The 20306-nt window shown below is 71.1% G+C and carries 16 protein-coding genes; 8 read left to right on the forward strand and 8 right to left on the reverse strand.

Annotation, left to right across the window (positions count from 1 at the left end):
* Positions 1-169: 169 nt before the first annotated feature.
* Positions 170-1195: an LLM class flavin-dependent oxidoreductase gene (locus A3862_RS22345; RefSeq protein ID WP_043756970.1), complete on the forward strand. Its 1026-nt coding sequence runs from the start codon at positions 170-172 to the stop codon at positions 1193-1195.
* A 108-nt stretch (positions 1196-1303) separates the two neighbouring features.
* Entirely contained in the window at positions 1304-2344 is a 1041-nt protein-coding gene (locus tag A3862_RS22350) for a fumarylacetoacetate hydrolase family protein (RefSeq protein ID WP_100793956.1), read from the forward strand.
* 239 nt (positions 2345-2583) lie between these two features.
* Here A3862_RS22350 and cysN read toward each other — a convergent pair whose 3' ends face one another.
* The 3 genes from cysN to A3862_RS22365 are packed head-to-tail and all read right to left on the reverse strand — an operon-like array spanning position 2584 to position 5773.
* The gene (cysN, locus tag A3862_RS22355) at positions 2584-3990 is read right to left on the reverse strand and encodes a sulfate adenylyltransferase subunit CysN (RefSeq protein WP_043756966.1); all 1407 of its coding nucleotides are present in this window, start codon (positions 3988-3990) and stop codon (positions 2584-2586) included.
* Entirely contained in the window at positions 3990-4952 is a 963-nt protein-coding gene (gene cysD / locus A3862_RS22360) for a sulfate adenylyltransferase subunit CysD (RefSeq protein WP_043351851.1), read from the reverse strand. The genes cysN and cysD overlap by 1 nt, the downstream gene beginning before the upstream one ends.
* Entirely contained in the window at positions 4949-5773 is an 825-nt protein-coding gene (locus A3862_RS22365) for a phosphoadenylyl-sulfate reductase (protein ID WP_043756963.1), read from the reverse strand. Before A3862_RS22365 ends, cysD begins: the two co-directional genes overlap by 4 nt.
* Positions 5774-6042: 269 nt before the next feature.
* Here A3862_RS22365 and A3862_RS22370 point away from each other — a divergent pair, with 269 nt between their 5' ends.
* The 6 genes from A3862_RS22370 (at position 6043) to A3862_RS22395 (ending at position 14449) form a co-directional block, all read left to right on the forward strand.
* Entirely contained in the window at positions 6043-6558 is a 516-nt protein-coding gene (locus A3862_RS22370) for an Lrp/AsnC family transcriptional regulator (protein WP_043351854.1), read from the forward strand.
* Between the two features lie 111 nt (positions 6559-6669).
* Complete coding sequence (locus tag A3862_RS22375) at positions 6670-8439, forward strand: diflavin oxidoreductase (RefSeq protein WP_043756960.1); 1770 nt, start codon at positions 6670-6672, stop codon at positions 8437-8439.
* Positions 8440-8701: 262 nt separating this feature from the next.
* Entirely contained in the window at positions 8702-10534 is a 1833-nt protein-coding gene (locus A3862_RS22380; RefSeq protein ID WP_043756958.1) for an NADPH-dependent assimilatory sulfite reductase hemoprotein subunit, read from the forward strand.
* 384 nt (positions 10535-10918) lie between these two features.
* Positions 10919-11218 (forward strand): hypothetical protein, encoded by a 300-nt coding sequence (locus tag A3862_RS22385; RefSeq protein WP_043756956.1) that lies wholly within the window; start codon positions 10919-10921, stop codon positions 11216-11218.
* Positions 11215-11853, forward strand: a complete 639-nt coding sequence (locus tag A3862_RS22390; protein WP_043756952.1) for a TetR/AcrR family transcriptional regulator — start codon at positions 11215-11217, stop codon at positions 11851-11853. The genes A3862_RS22385 and A3862_RS22390 overlap by 4 nt, the downstream gene beginning before the upstream one ends.
* A 418-nt stretch (positions 11854-12271) precedes the next feature.
* A complete protein-coding gene (locus A3862_RS22395) occupies positions 12272-14449 on the forward strand; it encodes a TonB-dependent siderophore receptor (RefSeq protein ID WP_043756949.1) in 2178 nt (725 codons plus the stop codon).
* A 183-nt stretch (positions 14450-14632) separates the two neighbouring features.
* Here the strand turns inward: A3862_RS22395 and A3862_RS22400 are convergent, their stop codons facing one another.
* The 5 genes from A3862_RS22400 to A3862_RS22420 form a co-directional block, all read right to left on the reverse strand.
* Positions 14633-15841 carry a PepSY-associated TM helix domain-containing protein gene (locus A3862_RS22400; RefSeq protein ID WP_043756946.1) on the reverse strand — a complete coding sequence of 403 codons (1209 nt, stop codon included), beginning with the start codon at positions 15839-15841 and terminating at the stop codon, positions 14633-14635.
* A 71-nt stretch (positions 15842-15912) separates the two neighbouring features.
* The gene (gene garD / locus A3862_RS22405; RefSeq protein WP_051975940.1) at positions 15913-17481 is read right to left on the reverse strand and encodes a galactarate dehydratase; all 1569 of its coding nucleotides are present in this window, start codon (positions 17479-17481) and stop codon (positions 15913-15915) included.
* 44 nt (positions 17482-17525) lie between these two features.
* Entirely contained in the window at positions 17526-18413 is an 888-nt protein-coding gene (locus A3862_RS22410) for a 2-hydroxy-3-oxopropionate reductase (protein WP_043379506.1), read from the reverse strand.
* Positions 18414-18437: 24 nt separating this feature from the next.
* The gene (locus A3862_RS22415; RefSeq protein ID WP_043357688.1) at positions 18438-19202 is read right to left on the reverse strand and encodes an HpcH/HpaI aldolase family protein; all 765 of its coding nucleotides are present in this window, start codon (positions 19200-19202) and stop codon (positions 18438-18440) included.
* A gap of 134 nt (positions 19203-19336) precedes the next feature.
* Entirely contained in the window at positions 19337-20227 is an 891-nt protein-coding gene (locus A3862_RS22420; RefSeq protein WP_043379508.1) for a LysR family transcriptional regulator, read from the reverse strand.
* Between the last annotated feature and the right edge of the window lie 79 nt (positions 20228-20306).

The raw sequence follows: 20306 nt of genomic DNA on the forward strand, positions 1-20306 counted from the left end.
AATGCCCGTTCGCCGCCCCTTTTTGCGGCGCGGCGGACCCTAGGCCCGGGACGCTGAGCCGGCAAGGCGGTGCGCGGCACGAAGCCGGATCTCGCGCCGGGCGCGCGGCGCAGGTCTCGCCTGCGCGGCTGCTCTCGCTTTGCGGGATCGTCGTTACCAGATCCTGTCCATGACTCCGCTCTCCGTCCTCGACCTCTCCTTCGTCGGCGCCGATTCGACCCCGGCGCAGGCCCTGCACGACACCCTGGCGCTCGCCCGCCACGTCGACGGCCTCGGCTACCGGCGCTACTGGCTCGCCGAGCACCACGCCCTGCCCAACGTGGCGAGCCCCGCCCCCGAGATCATGATCGGCCAGATCGCCGCCGCGACCCGCGACCTTCGGGTCGGCTCGGGCGGGATCATGCTGCCGAACCACGCGCCGCTGATGGTGGCCGAGCGCTTCCGGGTGCTGGAGGCGCTGTTCCCGGGCCGGATCGATCTGGGTCTCGGGCGCGCGCCCGGCACCGACGGCCTCACCGCCCGGGCGCTGCGCCGCCGGGAGGCGCCGGGGGAGGGCGGCGGGGACGATTTCCTCGACCGCCTGCAGGAGCTCCTGTTCTGGGACGGCGGCTTCCCGGAGGGGCATCCGTTCGCGCGGATCGAGGCGAGCCCCGCGGGGGTGCCGCTGCCGCCGATCTTCCTGCTCGGCTCCTCCGATTACAGCGCTCGCCTCGCCGCCGAGATCGGCTGCGGCTTCGGCTTCGCGCAGCACTTCTCCGGGATGCCCGCGGAGCCGCCGATGCTGGATTACCGGAACCGGTTCCAGCCGACGCGGCTCGGCGCGAAGCCCCACGCGATCCTGGCGGTGGCGGCGATCTGCGCCCCCACGGATGCGGAGGCCGAGCGGCTGGCCTCCAGCGCGCGGCTGGCGACGCTGCGGCGGGAGCGGGGCGAGTACCGGCCGCTGCCGAGCCTCGCCGAGGCGCTGGCCTACCCGTATTCCGACGCCGAGCGGATGCAGATCGCGCGCGGCCGCGACCGCCTGCACGTGGGCGGCCCCGAGACCCTGCGGGCCCGGCTCGCCGACATGGTCCAGCGCACGCAGGCCGACGAGCTGATGGTCGTCACGGCGATCCCCGATCAGGCCGCCCGGCACGAATCCTACGCGCTGCTGGCGCAGGCCTGGGGGCTCGGCGCCGCCTCACAGGCGGCCTGAGCCGTCACCGGCCCCCGCCGCGGGGTCCTGGCGGCGCCGCCGCCGGCCGTGCAGGCTCCCGCCCGGATCACGCCCGCGACCAGACGGGCCGACCGGAGGAGAGGCAGCATGGGCAACCGACGCGAATTTCTGACCGCCACGGCCGCGGGCCTCGCCGCCGCCGCGGCGCCGGCCCGGGCCGCCGAGGAGCGCACGGCGGCTCCGAAGACCGCGCCCAACACCGCGCCGGCGGCGCCGCCGCCCTTCGGCATGCCTCGGGACATGATCCTGCTCAACATGCGCCGCGGCGACGGCTACGCCCTGGGCGTGAAGACCAGGGACGGCGTGCTCGACGTCGAAGCCGCCGGCCGGGCGCTCGGGATGCCGGTTCCCACCGACATGGACGACCTTCTCCAGAACGGGCGCGGCCCGGCGCTGCGGGCGCTGATCGACGCGGTCGAGGCCGCCCCCGACGGGCGCTTCATGCTGGCGGAATCCGGCATCGCCTACGCGCCGGTGGTCACGCGGCCCGAGAAGATCATCATGATGGGCTTCAACTACCGCCACCACGCGGAGGAGACCGGCACACCGATCCCCAAGGACCCGCCGCTGTTCAACAAGTACAACAACGCCCTGAACCACCACGGCGGCACGATCACGCTGCCGACCCAGGCGGCGCGGGAATTCGACTACGAGACCGAGCTGGTGATGGTGTTCGGCCGCGAGTGCCGGAACGTGTCCGAGGCGGACGCCCTCGACTATCTCGCCGGCTACTGCACGGGCAACGATTTCAGCGCCCGGGATCTCCAGACGCTGACCTCGCAATTCATGATCGGCAAGACCTCGGACGGGTTCGCGCCGCTCGGCCCCTACTTGGTGACCGCCGACCGGGTGAAGGACCCGAACAACCTCAAGCTCAAGACGCTGGTCAACGGCCAGGTGCGCCAGGACTGGAGCACCAACGACATGATCTTCAACTGCCGCCAGCTGATCAGCTTCGCGTCCAAGGTGATGACGATCAAGCCGGGAGACATCTTCTACACGGGCACGCCGCAGGGGGTGATCTTCGGCGAGAAGACTCCGCGCAAGGACCGGGCGTGGCTGAAGCCCGGCGACGAGGTGGTCTCGGAGCTGGAAGGGCTCGGGGCGCTGCGGTTCAAGCTGGTCTGATCGCGTTGCGCGACGGCCCGGTCCGCTGCGCCTACACGGGCGCGGCAAGCGACCGGCCCCCTTTCCCGTGCGGGAGAGGGTTGGGGTGAGGGACGAGACGCCACAGGATCGAGCCCGTCCTTGCCGCGCAGTCAGGTCGAGCCCTCTCCGGACAGACCTGATCCCTCACCCTGTCCCTCTCCCGCACGGAAGAGGGGACCCGCGCCCGATCCTGAAACCAGTCGCGCGCCCGGCCGTCCTCAGCGCCCGAACAGGCGACCGAGACGGGCGAGGAAGCCGCCCCCGTCCGCCGGCTTCACGCCGGGCGTCGCCGCCTGCGCGGGCGCCACCTTCGGCGTCAGGACCAATCCGAGGGCCGCCGTGTCGGTGGTCTCGCGGTCGATCAGGATCAGGCTGCCGGTCTCGCGGTTCTCCGCGTAGGCGTCGACCGCCACCGCCCGGTCGAGGCGCAGGGCCACGTCGGCGATGTCGTTGGCCGACAGGCGCTCGGCCGGGCCGGGCCTGCCGGTCTCGGGATCGATGCGCGAGATGATCCGCTCCACGGTCGCGGTGACCGTGGCGGTGCCGATCTTGGCGAACAGGCTGGCACCCGGGTTGAGATCGGTCTCGGCCGCCCAGAACAGGCGGGCGTCGAGGGTCTCGGTGACCCGCATCGGTGCGTCGGTGGCCACGATCACCTGACCGCGGGAGGCGTCGATCTGGTCGGCCAGCACCAGGGTGACCGACTCGTCCTCGCCGGCCTCGGGCAGGTCGCCGTCGGCGGTGTAGATCCGCGCCACGGTCGAGGTCCGGCCGGAGGGCTGGACCGTCACGGAATCGCCCGGGCGCACCCGGCCGCTGGCGATCCGGCCGCTGTAGCCGCGGAACTCGGAATTGGGCCGGTTGACCCACTGCACCGCCATGCGGAACGGCGCGTTCAGCGCCTCGGCGCGGACCGGCACGGTCTCCAGGTAGGCGAGCAGGGGGCCGCCCGTGTACCAGGGCGCCGCGATGCCCGGCTCCACGACGTTGTCGCCGTTCTTGGCCGAGAGCGGGATCGCCTTGACCTCGGCGAAGTTCAGATCCCGGGCGAAGTCGGAGAAGCCCGCGACGATGCCGTCGAAGGTGCCCTGCGCCCAGCCGGCGAGATCCATCTTGTTCACCGCCAGCACGACCCGGCGGATCCCGAGATTCGAGACCAGCAGCGCGTGGCGCCGGGTCTGGCGGGTCAGGCCCTGGCGGGCATCGACCAGGATCACCGCCACGTCCGCCGTCGAGGCGCCGGTGGCCATGTTGCGGGTGTACTGCTCGTGGCCTGGCGTGTCGGCCACGATGAACGAGCGCTTGTCGGTGGAGAAGAACCGGTAGGCGACGTCGATCGTGATGCCCTGCTCGCGCTCGGCCTGGAGGCCGTCCACCAGCAGCGCGAGATCCACCTCCTGCCCCTGCGTCCCGTGCTTGCGCGAATCGCGCTGGAGGGCCGAGATCTGGTCGTCGAAGATCTGCTTGGTGTCGTGCAGGAGCCGCCCGATCAGGGTCGACTTGCCGTCATCCACCGAGCCGCAGGCGATGAAGCGCAGCACCGCCTTGCTGCGGTGGGCCGTGAGGAAGGCCGCGTAGCCGGAGGCGCGATCGGCGAAGGCCGTGGGAGCCTGGTGCACCGTCATCAGAAATAGCCCTCCTGCTTCTTGCGCTCCATGGCGCCGGCCCCGTCCTTGTCGATCACCCGGCCCTGGCGCTCCGAGGTGCGGGCGGCGAGCGTCTCGCCGATGATCTCGGGGAGCGTCGCGGCGTCGCTCTCCACCGCGCCGGTGAGCGGGTAGCAGCCGAGCGTGCGGAAGCGGACGAGCCGCTGCTGCGGGGTCTCGCCGGGCGCCAACGGCAGCCGGTCGTCGTCGACCATGATCAGCTGCCCGTCGCGCTCCACCACGGGCCGCTCCTTAGCGAAGTAGAGCGGCACGATCGGAATGTTTTCCTGCTCGATGTAGAGCCAGATGTCGAGCTCGGTCCAGTTCGACAGCGGGAAGACCCGCAGGGATTCGCCCCGCTTCTTCTTGAGATTGTAGAGATGCCAGGGCTCGGCGCGCTGGCGCTTCGGGTCCCAGCGGTGCTGTGCGGTGCGCAGGGAGATGATCCGCTCCTTGGCGCGGCTCGCCTCCTCGTCGCGGCGGGCGCCGCCGAAGGCCGCATCGAACTTGTGCTTGTCGAGGGCCTGCCGCAGGGCCTGCGTCTTCATCACGTCGGTGTGGACCTCGGAGCCGTGGCTCACCGGTCCGATGCCGCGGGCGAGCCCGTCCGGGTTCGTGTGGATCAGGAGGTCGAGGCCGAGTTCCTTGGCGCGGGCGTCGCGGAAGGCGATCATCTCGCGGAACTTCCACGTGGTGTCGACGTGGAGCAGCGGGAACGGCAGCCGCCCGGGCGCGAAGGCCTTGAGGGCGAGGTGCAGCAGCACCGAGGAATCCTTGCCGATCGAGTAGAGCATCACCGGGTTCTCGGTCTCGGCGACCGTCTCCCGGAAGATGTGGATGGCCTCGGCCTCAAGCCGCTTGAGGTGGCTGAGGCGGTCGGCAGAGGTCTGTGCGGACGCAGGGGCGCTCGGCGGCACGGTGGCGGCGAGGGCGGCGCTCATCGGGCGAACTCCGGCTGGCGGGCTGAATGATCTTGGTTAGTCTTTAAAGGAGTCTCGAAAACGGCGGCCTCCTGGCCGGGCTGCACCGACGCCCCGGGGCGTCCGACATGCAGGCCGCATTCCTTCTTCTCCTCCTGCTCCCACCACCAGCGGCCGGCGCGCTCGGGCTCGCCGAGCTTCACGGCCCGGGTGCAGGGGGCGCAGCCGATCGACGGGAAGCCCCGGTCGTGTAGGACGTTGTAGGGCACGAAATTGTCGCGCACGAAGCTGTCGACCTGCGCCCGGGACCAATCGGCCAGGGGGTTCAGCTTGATCAGGCCGCGGGCGGGGTCGAACTCGGCCAGCGGCGTCTCGGCGCGGTTGGCGGACTGGCCGGCCCGCAGGCCCGTGAGCCAGCCGCTCGCGCCTTCGAGCGCCCGGCCCAGCGGCTCGACCTTGCGGAAGCCGCAGCAGGCCTGCCGGGCGGCCACCGAGCGCCGGAAGCCGTTGATGCCTTCGTTCCGAACGAACGCCTCCGCGGCCGCGCGCTCGGGCGCATAGGCGGCGATCCGGATGCCGTAGGCCGCTTCGGTCTCGGTCCAGGTGTCGTAGGTCTCGGCGAAGAGGCGGCCGGTATCGAGGGTGACGATCTCGACGCGCCCCTTCGCCAGGCCCGCCATGGCCAGGGCGTGGGTGAGCGCCTGATCCTCGACGCCCAGGCTCGTCGTGAAGACGAGGCGGCCGGGGATCTCGGCGGCGATCAGGTCGAGGCGGCCTGGAAGGTCGAGCCCGGACAGCCGCTCCGCGAGGGCTTCGGCCGTCTGTCGGTCCGGACGGGTCATCGCGCCATGTCCCGGGGTTCGCGTGGTGGGTGGAAAGGCCACGGCCTGCGCCATGCCTGTTGTCGAAGGGCGGAAATGTTCGCTATACCGAACGAAGTCAAGGCGCCCCGGCGCGCTTGACGGTGTCGGGCCGGCGGTTCGGCGTGCGGTTGCGCACAGCAATCGGCGCGGGCAACCTGGTCCCGAGGTAAAAGATTCTTCTCACCGAGACCGGTAGCCTCCTATATGCGCCCGCGCCCCGCGCGCGGCGGAAGCCCACGGAGATAGCTTTGGACGCGATCGATCTGAAGATTCTCGCCCTGCTGCAGACCGACGCGACGCTCTCCATCGCGGCGATCGGCGAACGCGTGGGCCTGTCGCAGACCCCGTGCTGGAAGCGGATCCAGAAGCTGGAGGCCGATGGGGTCATCGACCGGCGGGTGGCGGTGCTCGATCCGGTGAAGCTCGGCCTCGGGCTGACCGTGTTCGTCTCCATCGAGACCGCCGACCATTCCCAGGACTGGCTGCAGCGCTTCGCCGCAACCGTCTCGGCCATGCCGGAGGTGCTGGAGTTCTACCGGATGGCGGGCGACGTGGACTACATGCTGCGGGTCGTCGTCGCCGACATGCAGGCCTATGACAGCTTCTACAAGCACCTCATCGCGGTACTGCCGCTCAAGAACGTCACCTCCCGCTTCGCCATGGAAAAGGTGAAATCCACGACGGCGCTGCCGCTGCCGGCGCCGCCGAAGAACGGGCGCCATCTGCCCGGGACCTCCCCGGTCCTCTCCGTGGTGGGAGAATGATATTCTCTTTTTTCGCAGTGCAGCGAATGTGATGTTCTCGTCTCCGCCCGTTCTGCAAAAAGAACGTTTCTTGATTGACACGGGCCGCGCAGGCCCCGACATGGTCTCGTAATGTCCCGCCAGAACCTCCTCCCGCGCACCGCCCCGTTCGGGGACGGCGAGCGCGCCAGCCTCGATGCGGTGCTCGGCGCCGCGAGCCCCACGCAGCGCGCATGGCTGGCCGGCTTCCTGGCGGGCCTCGACGCCGCCGGTGGCCAGCCCGCCGCTTTGCCGGCCGCCCCGCCCAAGGCCGCCGCGCCGCTGACGGTGATCTACGCGAGCGAATCGGGGAATTCCGAAGCGCTCGCCGGCACCGTCGCGAAGCTCGCGCGCAAGCAGGGCTTCAAGCCGAAGGTCGTGGATTTCGCCGACCTCGACATCGCGACCCTGCCCAAGGCCGGCAAGCTCGTCGCCATCGCGGCCACCTGGGGCGAGGGCGAGCCGCCGGCCCGGGCCGTGCGGGCCTATGGCGAGCTGATGGGGGAGGGTGCCCCGCGCCTCGACGGCGTCGAGTTCGCGGTGCTGGCGCTCGGCGACACCTCCTACGCGGAGTTCTGCGCCATCGGGAAGGCCCTCGACGAACGCTTCGAGGCGCTGGGAGGCAAGCGCGCCGCGGAGCGGGCCGACCTCGACCTCGACTTCGAGAAGCCGGCGGCCGACTGGATCAAGGGCGCGCTCAAGGCGCTCGCCCCGGCGGAGCAGCCCGACAACGTCGTGGCGGTGGACTTCGCCCGCGCCGGCACCGGCGAGGAGGACGACGCCGAGCCGAGCCGCGAGCCCGTGGTGGTCGAGGTCGTCGAGCACGTGAACCTCAATTCCTCGCGCTCCGACAAGGAGACGATCCACCTCGCCCTCGCCTTCGAGGAGGGCGCCCCGGCCTACGAGCCGGGCGATTCGCTGGAAATCTTCCCTGAGAACGACCCGCAGCTCGTGGACGAGATCCTCAACGCCGCCGGGCTCTCGGGTGACGAGGCCCTGCGCAAGGCGCTGCTGGCCGAGCGGGACATCACCACGCTGTCGGCCGCCACGGTCGAGCGTTTCGTCAAGGCCACCGGCCACACGCAGGCGCAGACGCTCATCGACAGCGGCGAGGCCAAGGCCTGGATCGAGGGGCGGCACCTGATCGACCTGCTGGAGACCTATCCGGCCAAGCTCACGGCCGAGCATCTCGGCACCATCACCCGGCCGCTGCCGCCGCGGGCCTACTCGATCGCCTCCTCGCGCAAGGAGGTGGGCGACGAGGTCCACCTCGCCATCGCGGCGGTGCGCTACGAGACCCACGGCCGCGCCCGCTCGGGCGTCGCCTCGGTCCACGTGGCCGACCGGATCCGCGACGGCGCCAAGCTGCGGGTGCGGCTGAAGCCGAACCGCCACTTCCGCCTGCCGCAGGACCCGGCCACCGACATCATCATGGTCGGCCCCGGCACCGGCGTCGCGCCGTTCCGCGCCTTCGTGCAGGAGCGCCGGGCGATCGAGGCCCCCGGGCGGTCGTGGCTGTTCTTCGGCGACCGGCACTTCACCCACGACTTCCTGTACCAGCTCGAGTGGCAGGACGCCCTGGAGGACGGGTCGCTCACGAAGATCGACGTGGCCTTCTCGCGGGACCAGCCGGAAAAGGTCTACGTGCAGGACCGGATCACCCAGCACGCGCAGGAGTTGGTCTCCTGGCTGGATGGGGGCGCCCATCTCTACGTCTGCGGCGATGCCAAGAACATGGCCAAGGACGTGCGGGCCGCGGTGGTGGGCGCGTACCAGACCGTGAAGAACCTGAGCGCCGCCGACGCGGAGACCCAGGTCGCGGCTTTGGAGCGCGGTCACCGCTACCAGCAGGACGTGTACTAACGGACCGGCCTTCCGAGGCCGCAGGATCAAGATTGGAGCGGAGCAGGACGGGGCGCGGGTCCCCTCTCCCGTGCGGGAGAGGGACAGGGTGAGGGATCCAGGTCTTTCCGGAGAGGGCGCATCCCTCTCCCCGACCCTCTCCCGCACGGGAGAGGGGGACCGTCGCGGCTCCCGCCCTTCCCGTGAACCGGCACGCGTTCCGCTCGGCACCCACCCCTGACGCGTGGGGTGGGAGACGCGTTCAGACAGACGGATTCACCCCATGGACGACCACAGCCCCCGCGACGCCGCCGAGACCCCGACCCCGGCCAAGCGCGTCTACGAGACCCCGCCGACCGACCGGCCGATCACCGATGCCGAGGCCGCCCGCGCGGCCCAGCTCGCGGCGAACGAGCACATCAAGATCGCCAGCGGCTATCTCCGCGGCACGCTCGCGGACGGCCTCCTGAAGCACGCCACGGGGGCGATCTCGGAGGATGACGGGCAGCTCGTGAAGTTCCACGGGATGTACCTGCAGGACGACCGCGACCTGCGCCCCGAGCGGACCAAGAAGAAGCTCGACAAGGCCTACAGCTTCATGATCCGCCTGCGCATCGCGGGCGGCGTCATCACCCCGAAGCAGTGGCTGATCCTTGACGACATCGCCCGGACCTACGCGGGCGGGGCGCTGCGGGCGACCACGCGCCAGACCTTCCAGTACCACGGCGTGATCAAGTCGAACCTGAAGCGCACGATGGCGGCCATCGACGGCGCGCTCCTCGACACGATCGCGGCCTGCGGCGACGTCAACCGCAACGTCATGGCGGCGACGAACCCGGCGCAGGCAGGCGCCCACAAGGCCGCCTACCAGCTCGCCAAGGACATCTCCGACTCGCTGCTGCCCAAGACCAGCGCGTGGCGGGAGATCTGGCTCGACGGCGAGCGCGTGGTCGGCGGCGAGGACGCGGCCGAGGTCGAGCCGGTCTACGGCCGGACCTACCTGCCGCGGAAGTTCAAGACGGTCGTGGCGGTGCCGCCCTCCAACGAGGTCGACATCTTCGCCCACGACCTCGGCTTCATCGCGATCTTGGACAAGAAGAACCAGGTGACGGGCTGGAACGTGACGGTGGGCGGCGGCATGGGCATGACCCACGGCGAGCCCGACACCTTCCCGCGCACCGCCGACGTGATGGGCTTCGTGAAGCCGGAGGACGCCCTCAAGGTCGCCGAGGCCGTGATGACGGTCCAGCGCGACTGGGGCAACCGCAAGAACCGCAAGAACGCCCGCCTCAAGTACACGATCGAGCGCTACGGGCTCGACGCCTTCCGGGCCGAGGTAGAGAAGCGGATCGGCCAGAAGCTCGGCGCGCCCAAACCCTTCACCTTCACCAACAACGGCGACCGCTACGGCTGGGTCGAGGGCGACGACGGCCGCTATCACCTCACCCTCTACGTGCCCTCGGGCCGGATCAAGGACATCGAGGGCGGGCCGCAATTCCTCTCGGGCCTGCGGCGGATCGCCGAGGTGCACGAGGGCGATTTCCGCCTCACCGGCAACCAGAACGTGATCATCGCCAACGTCCCGGCGGAGAAGCGCGCCGAGATCGACGCGCTCGTCGACGAGTACGGCCTGACCCGGGGCGCGGGCGCGCTGCGGCGCAACTCGCTCGCCTGCGTGGCCCTGCCGACCTGCGGCCTGGCGCTCGCCGAGAGCGAGCGCTACCTGCCGGACCTGATGACGGAGCTGGAGGAGAGCCTCGCGTCCCACGGGCTCGCCGAGGAGGAGATCACGATCCGCTCCACCGGCTGCCCGAACGGCTGTGCCCGGCCGTTCATCTCCGAGATCGGCCTCGTGGGCCGCGGCCCCGAGCGCTACCACCTCTATCTCGGCGCCGCCCACGACGGCTCGCGCCTGAGCAAGCTCTACAAGGAGGACGTCGCGGCCTCCGAGATCCGCAGCACCCTCGATCCGCTGTTTGCCGACTACGCGAAGGGTCGGCAACCGGGCGAGCATTTCGGCGACTACCTGATCCGCGCCGGCCACGTGGCCCGGACCACCAACGGCCCGGACTTCCACGAGCGGACCGGCGCCCTCAAGCCGGCCGTGCTCGGCTGACGGCAGGCCTCGCGCGTCCGGGACGGGGCTCCCGGACGCGCCGAGATCGCGACACGGCCGCGGATCGCGGGTTCCGGCCCGGCTCCGCCATGACCGGATCCACCATGACCGGATCTGCGCGTCCCGATCCCGAGCCGCCGGAGCGCGGCGGGAGGGATCGGGGACCCGGAGCGGCGTCCCGCCCGCGCACCGGTCCGAACCGCCGCTCCGGCATACCCTGCACCGGCGTCGAAGACCCGGCGGCGATCGCGCCCTCCCTCCCGACGAACCGCAAGCATCGGCGGCAGGCCGTCCTTCGTCCGCTGCGCGACCTCGACGAGAATGAACGTTCATTGACATGAGAATGAACGTTCATTATACAGGTGAGGCCAACAGGAGCGCACGATGGCTCTCACCCTCGAAGGCCGCTGGTCCGATCTCGATGCCGAGCGTTTCGGCGCCCGCGGCCCGGGCGCTCTCGCCCAGCTCCGCGCCGTCTGCACCCCCGCCAACCTGACCTTCGGCGCCGTCCTGGCCCTCGCCTGGCTGGCGCTGATCGGCTGGACCGGGGCCGGCCCGGACGGCTGGCAGGCCCGGATCTGCGCGGACCTGCATCAGGGACCGCAATCCTGCACCGTCGCCAGCCTGGGCAAGGATCAGAGCCGCATCACGCCGGTGGCCGTCGCCGCGCAGCCGGGGCAGTGACCGCCGCGGCGGACGGACTTGCGGAGGCCCGCGTCGGGCCCTCCGCCCGGCGCGAGCACATTCTCGACGCCGCCGAAGCCTGCTTCACGCGCAACGGCTTTCATCGCACCACCATGCAGGACCTCGCCCGCGAGGCTGCGATGAGTCCGGGCAACTTCTACCGCTACTTCGAATCCAAGGAGGCCCTGGTCCTCGGGCTGGTCGAGCGTGAGCGCGAGCGCGGCACGCTCCTGGTCGCCGAGATGGAGGGCAGCAGTGACCCGCGCGGGACGTTGCTGGGCCTCATCGCCCGCTACTTCATGTCGATCACCCGCGAAGCCGCGGCCCTGCGGGTGGAAATCTGGTCGGAATCGACGCGCAATCCGGCCATCGCCGCCATGACGGTGCAGACCGAAGCCGAGAGCCGGGACTGGTTCGTGGCGACCTTGTCGGCGCTCGCCACCACGCCGGCTTGCGATCCGGCGGCACTTTACGCGCTCCTCGCGCCTCTGATGAAGGGGATCGTCGTGAGCCGCGCCGCGCTGCCCGATTACGACGTCGCCGGGGCGGTCACCCAGATCCACCAGCTCCTCCATGCCGGGCTCGACGGCCGCCTGCCGTGCCCGGCGGATGCGCGTTCGCCTGCGGGCCTCTGATCCGCGCCCGGCGCGATCGCTGCGTCCGCGCCGGACGACGTGACGGCGCACGGGAGGCTGTCGCTGCCCACGGGGCCGAGGACAGTCGCTTCCGATCGCGCGCCGAAACCGGCGCGCGGTACGCCGGCCGGCTCGCAATCCCCCCCTCTTGCGGGCCGGCCGGTCGTGTCCGCTGCTGCCGGCGCCCTCAACCCGCACGCGATTCGGGTTCAACACCGCAACTGTATACACGCACAAGTAGGCACACTGGAGGAGTTTTAATATATCGCCCCGCGATTCGTGCCATTTCAGCCACATTCCCACGACGGATGCGTGTCCCGGCGCCCTAGATGCGCATCGCTGTTGAGATGATCGGGCCGATCCATTCTAGGAGTGCTGAATCGCGCTGGCGCTTCACTCCTGAGAACGATTGTAAACTATGCTTTCTGGGCGGATCGACGAGGTCGATGGCACGCGCCGTCTCCGCGAGTACTTGAGTTTCGCCCATACGGGACTTGCGACGGCCATTCTGGTCCTGTCTTCGACGGCTGTTCACGCGCAGGCGGAGACCGACGAGGTCGCCCTCTCCGAACTCAGCGTGACCGGCACCGGGCCAGCGGCGGAGCGGGCCGGTGGACCGGTCGTCGGCTACCGGGCCACGCGCTCGGCCACCGCCACCCGGACCGACACGCCCCTGCGCGACACGCCGCAATCGGTGCAGGTGGTGCCGCGCGACGTGCTGGTCGACCAGCAGGACATCCGGTTGAGCGACGCGCTGCAGAACGTCAGCAGCGTGCAGCCCGGGGGCACGATCCAGGGCCGGAGCGACACCTTCATCATCCGCGGCTTCAGGACCCAGACCTACGCCATCGATGGCGTCCTCCTGAATCAGGCCGGCAACTTCTCCTCGGTGACCCGGGATCTCGCCGACGTGGAGCGGATCGAGGTGCTCAAGGGCCCGGCCTCGGTCCTGTACGGGCGCGGCGATCCGGGCGGCCTGATCAACATCGTCACCCGGCAGCCGACGCTGATGCCGTCCGGCGACATCAACCTGCAGGCCGGCAGCTTCGGCTTCCGGCGGGTGCAGGGCTCGGTCTCGAGCGCGATCGAGGGCGTGGAGGGCTTGTCCGGGCGGCTCAGCTTCGCCGCCCAGTCGGACCCGACCTTCCGCAACTTCTACGGCCGCGACAATGCCCGCACCTTCGTGGCCCCGGCCTTCGCGTGGACTCCGACCCCGGACACGCGCGTCACGTTCCTCGGCGAGTTCACCCGGGTCGACAACCAGTACGACGAGGGCCTCGTCGCCCGGAACGGCCGCGTGCCCCTGGACAATGTCGCGCGCTACTACGGCGAGCCGTTCTCCCGCTACAACGGCAGCGCCAATTTCGGCCTGCTCAAGGTCGAGCACGACCTCAATGCCAACATCACCCTGCGCGAGGTGCTCAACGCGCAGTGGGGCGGCTTCGATTTATTGGCCACCCGAGCCATCGGTCTCACCAACCGCAACACCCAGGTGACCCGGCGGGAGACTGCGGTCTACTCGACCTACGCGGCCGTCGACAGCCAGACCGAGATGGTGGCGAAGTTCGACCTCCTCGGCTTCCGGCACACGGTGCTCACCGGGGTCGAGTACACGAACGGCTACCGGCGCGCTTACCAGACGCAGAGCACGAACTTCCCGTCGGTCAGCTTCCTCAACCCGGTCCCGGGATCCCCGATCGTCGGCCTCCAGTTCCAGTCCGATCTGAAGCAGAAGAACGCGCTGACCGGCCTCTACGTGCAGGACCAGATCGATCTCGGTCTCGGCCTGCAGATGCTGGTCGGTGTCCGCTACGATACGGGCACCCAGTACTATTTCAGCCGCGTCCCGACCTCGCGCACCATCCCGCCCGAGCAGCAATTGTCCGGCATCTCGCCGCGGGTCGGCCTGATCTACCGGCCGGTGGAGCCGCTGACGCTCTATGCGAGCTACGCGACCTCGTTCAAGCCGCAGACGGACAACGTCTACAACGCCGTCAATCCGCGTCCCGAGACCGGCGAGCTCTACGAGGTCGGAAGCCGGCTCGATCTCAACCCGGACCTGACCCTGTCGACGGCAGCCTTCCGCATCATCCGCAACAACGTTTCGGCCGCCGACCCGGTCAACACGGGCTTCTCGGTGATCACCGGGCAGCAGCGCTCCCAAGGCGTGGAGGCCGACCTCGCCGGACAGGTCTTGCCCGGCTGGAAGGTCATCGGCGGCATCAGCGTCCTCGACGCGCGGATCACGAAGGACACCACCTTCGCGGTGGGCAACCGGCTGGTCGGGGCGCCGGCCTTCAGCGGCAGCATCTGGTCCACCTACCAGTTCCAGGAAGGCTTCCTGCTCGGCTGGAACGTCGGGGCCGGGATCACCTATGTCGGGCGCCGCGCCGGCGACCTGAACAACAGCTACTCGGTGGGCGGCTACGCCCGGCTCGACGCGGCCGTGTTCTACGACTTCAGCGAGCACGCCCGGTTCTCGATCAATGCCCGGAACCTGACCGACCGCCGCTACATCGAGCAGCCGTTCAACCAGTTCAACAACCTCCCCGGCGCGCCGCTCTCCGTGCTGGCGACGATCACCGCCCGGCTCTGAGCCGGGCCGCCGCCTCGCGAAGGCGGCGGCCTCGTCGCGTCAGCGGTGGCTCGCGTCGCCGTCATGCACGCGCGGAGCGCGGCAATCCGGGACAGCGCCCCGCCGATCGGCCGCGCGCTGCCCTGATCCCTCCTCGCCGCACGCAGAACGCCGGGGGCGGCCGAAGGCCATGCCGGCACCGTCTCAGGGGCTCACCGCACGGACGGCCACCGCGGGCGCCTCGGGCTCGGCGGCCCTGCGCCGGGCACCGGCGCGGCGGCGCAGGACGTAGAGGGTCAGGCCGGTGGCCGCGAAACCCGGCATGGCCAGGGCCGCGAGGCAGAACAGCAGAGCGACGAGATCGCCGAAGAAGCGGCCGCGATGCACCTCCAGGATGTTGTCCAGGAGACGCCGGCCCAGCGGCGCATCGGTGGCGCGCTCGGAGGCCAGCAGGGCGCCCGTGAGGGGATCGTAGCGCTCCTCGTTGCGGGCGCTCGGCGCATCGACGCCCTTGGGCAGCCAGCGGATCCGGATCGCCTTCGTGTCGGCCCCCGGCAGGGTCAGGACCGCTGTCCCGGCGGCGTCACCGGTCCGCGCGCGGAAATCCGCCCAGGCGCGGTCGACGGCCGCGCCGCCATCGGCCCCGGCATCGACCGGGCGTCCGGCAGCCTTGCTCCCGGCCGGTCGCGCAGGCTTCCCCGCGTCCGGAGCGCCCGCGAGCAGCCGCGTGGCGCCGTCCTTGAACGACGGGTAGGACCATGTCAGGCCGCTGAGCGCGATGACCAGGTAGACGGGCAGCAGCCACGTCCCGACCACGGCGTGCAGCGACCACCAGCGCGGCCGGCCGGGGCGCGACAGGGCCGGCTTCAGCCAGATCCGCCAGCGATGGATCCTGGGCCAGCGCAGGTAGAGACCCGTCCCGAGGAAAGCCAGCAGCGCCAGGGTGCAGGCGCCCGTGATCGTGCGGCCCCAGCCCTTGGACCCGCCGGGGAGCAGCAGCCAGCGGTGCAGGTCCCGCACCGTGGTGAAGGCCCCCTCCAGCCGCACCGGGCCGAGCAGGGTGCCGTCGTAGGGATCGGCATAGGCGGCGGGCGGCCGCGCGCGGGTCTCGGGATCGCGGGCGAAGCGGACATGGACGCTGGCGCGCGGATCGTCCGACAGGGTCAGCACGTTGGCGATACGCCCCCCCGCCTGCGCGTCGATCCGCGCCGCGAGGGTCGCGGGAGACAGCGCCGTCCGCGCGCCGGGCGTGACCTCCAGCCGGTCGCGGTTGGCGAAGGCGGTCAGCGCCTCCTCGTAGCTCATCAGCGCCCCGGTCAGGCCCATCAGGGCGAGGACGAGACCGGCGGTGAGGCCAAGCGCCCAGTGCAGGCGGAAGAGCAGGGTCCGGAGGGAGGGAATCGGCAGCGTCATGGCAATGCCGGCTGCCTAGCAGAACGCGGCCACGCTGACGACGCCGCAGGGCGCATGCCCCCCGGCCGCCCTCAGGTGATCGGCGCCGGGTTGAACAGGGTCAGATCGTTGAACAGCCCCCACCGGTCGGACCAGGGGCGCTTGCGCCCGCTCGCCACGTCGAGGATCAGGTGGAACAGCTCCCAGCCGACCTCCTCGATCGTGGCCGCGCCGGTGGCGATGCGGCCGGCATCCAGGTCGATCAGATCGGACCAGCGCTCGGCGAGTTCCGTCCGGGTCGCGACCTTGATCACCGGGGCCTGGCTGAGCCCGTAGGGCGTGCCGCGCCCGGTGGAGAAGACCTGGACGGTCATCCCCGAGGCGAGCTGCAGCGTGCCGCAGACGAAGTCGCTCGCCGGGGTCGCGGCGAAGATCAGGCCCTTCTCGCGGACGCGCTCCCCCGGCGCCAGGACCCCGGAGATCGCGCTCGTGCCCGATTTGGCGACCGAGCCCAAAGCCTTCTCGACGATGTTGTTGAGGCCGCCCTTCTTGTTGCCCGGCGACGGGTTGGCCCGCCGGTCGGCCTCGCCCTTGGCGAGGTAGGCGTCGTACCACGCCATTTCGCGGATCAGCGCCTCGGCGACCTCCGGCGTCTTGGCGCGCGGGGTCAGGAGGTGGATCGCGTCGCGCACCTCGGTCACCTCCGAGAACATCACGGTGGCGCCGCAGCGCACCAGCAGGTCGGCCGCGAAGCCGAGCGCCGGGTTGGCGGTCACCCCCGAGAAGGCGTCGCTGCCGCCGCATTGCAGGCCGACCACGAGGTCCGAGGCCGGGCAGGTCTCGCGGGTCCGGCGGTTCAGCTCCGCGAGGCGCGCCTCGGCCATCGCCAGGATGCTGTCGATCATGGCCGAGAAGCCGTGATGGCGCTCGTCCTGCAGCCGAACCACCCCGTCGCCGGCGGCGCCGTTGTCGGGCAGGAGGCGCTCCGAGACGAGCTTCTCGCAGCCGAGGCCGACGACCATGACCGCGCCGCCGAAATTCGGGTTCTGCGCGAGGCTCTGGAGCGTCCGGATCGGCACCACCGCCTCGGGGGCGTTGATGGCGACGCCGCAGCCATAGGCGTGGGTCAGGCCGACCACGTCGTCGACGTTGGGGTAGCGCGGCAGCAGCTCCTGCTTGATCCGCCGGATCGCCACGTCGAGGGTGCCGGCGACGCATTGCACGCTGATCGAGATCGCCAGGATGTTCTTGGTGCCCACCGACCCGTCCGGGTTGCGGTAGCCCTCGAAGGTGTAGCCCTCGAGCGAGGGCAGGGGGGCCGGCACGCGGGTGGCCATCTCCAGGGCGTCGAGGGCGGGGGGGACCGGCGTCGCGACGCGGGATTCCTCGACCCAGGCGCCCCGCGGGATCGCCTGCGTGGCGAGACCCACCACCTCGCCGTAGCGGCGGACCGCCCCGCCCTCCGGGATGTCGGTGAGGGCGACCTTGTGGCCCTGCGGCACGAACTCGACGAGCTCCAGCCCGTCCGGGAAGACCGTGCCGGCCGGCAGCCCGAAGGCGTTGACCACGATGGCGACGTTGTCGTCGGGGCTCAGGCGGATCGTGCGCGGCACGTCGCCGGCGGCGGGCGGGCGGGTCGGGGCTTCGATCTCGGCCTGCATCGGAGGCTCCTTCCGTGACGCGCCCGTCCGGGCTTCTGGCGTGATCAGGCGGCGGCGCCGACGGCGTGGTTCGCCAGGGCCTCGAGCGCCTTCACCATCGCCGAATGGTCCCAGGCCGCGCCGCCCTGCGCCACGCAGGCCGAGAACAGCTGCTGGGCCAAAGCCGTGGCGGGCAGGCTGAGGCCCAGCGTCCGGGCTCCATCAAGGGCGAGGTTGAGGTCCTTCTGGTGCAGGCCGATGCGGAAGCCGGGATCGAAGGTCCGCTCGATCATCCGCGCGCCGTGCAGCTCCAGGATGCGCGAGGTGGCCAGCCCGCCGGTGATCGCCTGCCGCACCTTGGCGGGGTCGGCGCCGGCCTTCGAGGCGAAGAGCAGCCCCTCGGCCACCGCCTCGATCGTCAGGGCGACGATGATCTGGTTGGCCACCTTGGCGACCTGGCCCGCGCCGACCGGGCCGACATGGGTCACGGTCTTGCCCATCGCCTCGAAGAGCGGCCGGGCGCGCTCAAAAGCCTCCGGCTCGCCGCCGACCATGATCGAGAGCGCGGCGTTCTTCGCTCCGACCTCGCCGCCGGAGACCGGCGCGTCGAGATAGGCGCCGCCCCGCTCGGCGATCCGGGCGGCGAAATCCTTGGTGGCCAGCGGCGCGATCGAGCTCATGTCGATCACGGTCTTGCCGGGGGACAGGCCTTCGGCCACGCCGTCGGCGCCGAACAGGACCTGCTCCACGTCCGGTGTGTCGGGCAGCATCAGGATGATCGTGTCGGCGCGCTCGGCCACCGCGGCCGCCGTGGCGCAGGCGGTGCCGCCCGCGGCAAGCAGCGCTTCGGGCACGCTGCGCCGGGTCTTGAGGAACAGGCTGTGGCCCGCCGCGATCAAGTGTCCGGCCATGGGCGCGCCCATGATGCCGAGGCCGATGAATCCGATGTTCATGCGTGTCGATCCCGGTTGCGGTGTTCAGGCGCGGAAGCGGGCGGCCAGCGCCTCGGAGCCGCGGGCGAGCAGCCCCATGTCGGAGCCCACCGCGGTGAAGCGGGTGCCGGCGGCGATGTAGCGGCGGGCCAGCTCCTCGCTCGGCGTGAGGATGCCGGCATGCTTGCCGGCCCGGACGATCCGCGCGACCGCCGCCTCGATGGTGGCGACCACCTCCGGGTGGCCCTGCTGGCCGACATGGCCGAGGCTGGTGGAGAGGTCGCCGGGCCCGATGAACACGCCGTCCACGCCCTCGACGGCGGCGATCGCGTCCAGATTGTCGAGGGCGCGACGGGACTCGACCTGCACCGCCACGAAGATCTCGGCCTCGCAGCGGGTGTGGTAGTCCTTGATCCGGCCGAACCGGGCGGCGCGGGGCGCCTGCGAGAAGCCGCGGATGCCGCGGGGCGCGTAGCGCGTCGCCGCGACCACCCGGGCGGCCTGCTCGGCATCGTCGATGTTGGGGATCATCAGCGACTGCGCGCCGGCATCGAGGATGCGCTTGATGGTGATCGGGTCGTCGCTCGGCACCCGCACCATCGGGTGCGTGTCGCCCTCCATCATGGCCTGGAGCTGGGCGTAGATGTCCCGGAGGTCGTTGGCCGAGTGCTCCATGTCGAGGAGCAGCCAGTCGAACCCGGCCCCGGCGACCACCTCGGTGGAGATCGGGCTCGCGAGGCTGCACCACAGGCCGATCTGCTGGCGCCCCTCGGCGAGGGCCGCCTTGAAGCGGTTGGTGAGGCTGTCCATCACGATCCTCCCTGGGCGCGCACGCGTCGCGGCGTCTGCGCGCCGTCCGCCCCATCACGCGCAGCCTTCCGGTGCCAGGTCAAAGCCAAACACTGGATCGATCGATGCCGAACATGCATCAATCGGAGGCCCCGTCAGGGTGGGGGCATCTCGGCCAGGATCGAGACCAGCCGGGCGATGAGCGGGGCGTCCGCATCGCGCCGCCACGCGAGGAGGAGTTCCACCGGGCGCGGGGCGGGCAGGGCGAGCGGCCGGAACACCACGCCCTCGAAGCGCAGGCGCTCGGCGGCGGCCGGCACCAGGGCGATGCCGAGCGCCGCCCGGACGAGGGCCAGGATCGAGTGGATCTGCGTCAGCTGCTGGACCATCGGGGGCTGGATCTCGGCCTCGGCGAGCAGGCCGAGGACGAGGTCGTGGAAGTAGCGCGCCTCGTTGGGCGCGTAGCCGATGAGCGGCTCGCGCCCGAGATCGGCGGGGGTGAGCCCGTCGCGCAGGGCCAGGGGGTTCCCGGCCGGCAGGGCCACCACGAGGGGCTCGGCCAGCGCCCGGACGGCGATCAGGTCCGGATGCGTCACCGGCGGCCGCACCAGCGCGGCGTCGATCCGGCCGGCGAGGAGTTCCTCGATCTGATCCTTGCTGACCATCTCGCGCAACGCGAGCGTCACGTCCGGCAGCGCCCGCCGCAACGCGGTGACGAGGCGCGGCAGGAAGTCGTAGGCCGAGGCCGCCGTGAAGCCGAACTTGAGGACGCCCGCGCGCCCCGCCGCCACCTGCCGGGTGACGTGGGTCGCGGTCTCGGCCAGCCGCAGGATGCGCTGCGCCTCGGGCAGGAAGCTGCGGCCGGCGGCGGTCAGCCGGACGGTGCGGCTGGTGCGCTCCAGGAGCTGCACGTCGAGGACGCGCTCCAGAACCTGGATCTGCCGCGACAGCGGCGGCTGCGTCATGTTCAGCCGGGCGGCCGCGCGCCCGAAATGCAGCTCCTCCGCCACGGCGGCGAAGCACCGGAGCTGGCTGAAATCGAACATGAAGGCTCCCTCTTCCGGACCGCGGCGCAGTCGGGCGGGAGCATAAGGCCGTCGCGGCGGCTGCGTTGAGAGGGCCGCC

The organism is Methylobacterium sp. XJLW, assembly GCF_003254375.1.
Lineage (GTDB): Bacteria > Pseudomonadota > Alphaproteobacteria > Rhizobiales > Beijerinckiaceae > Methylobacterium > Methylobacterium fujisawaense.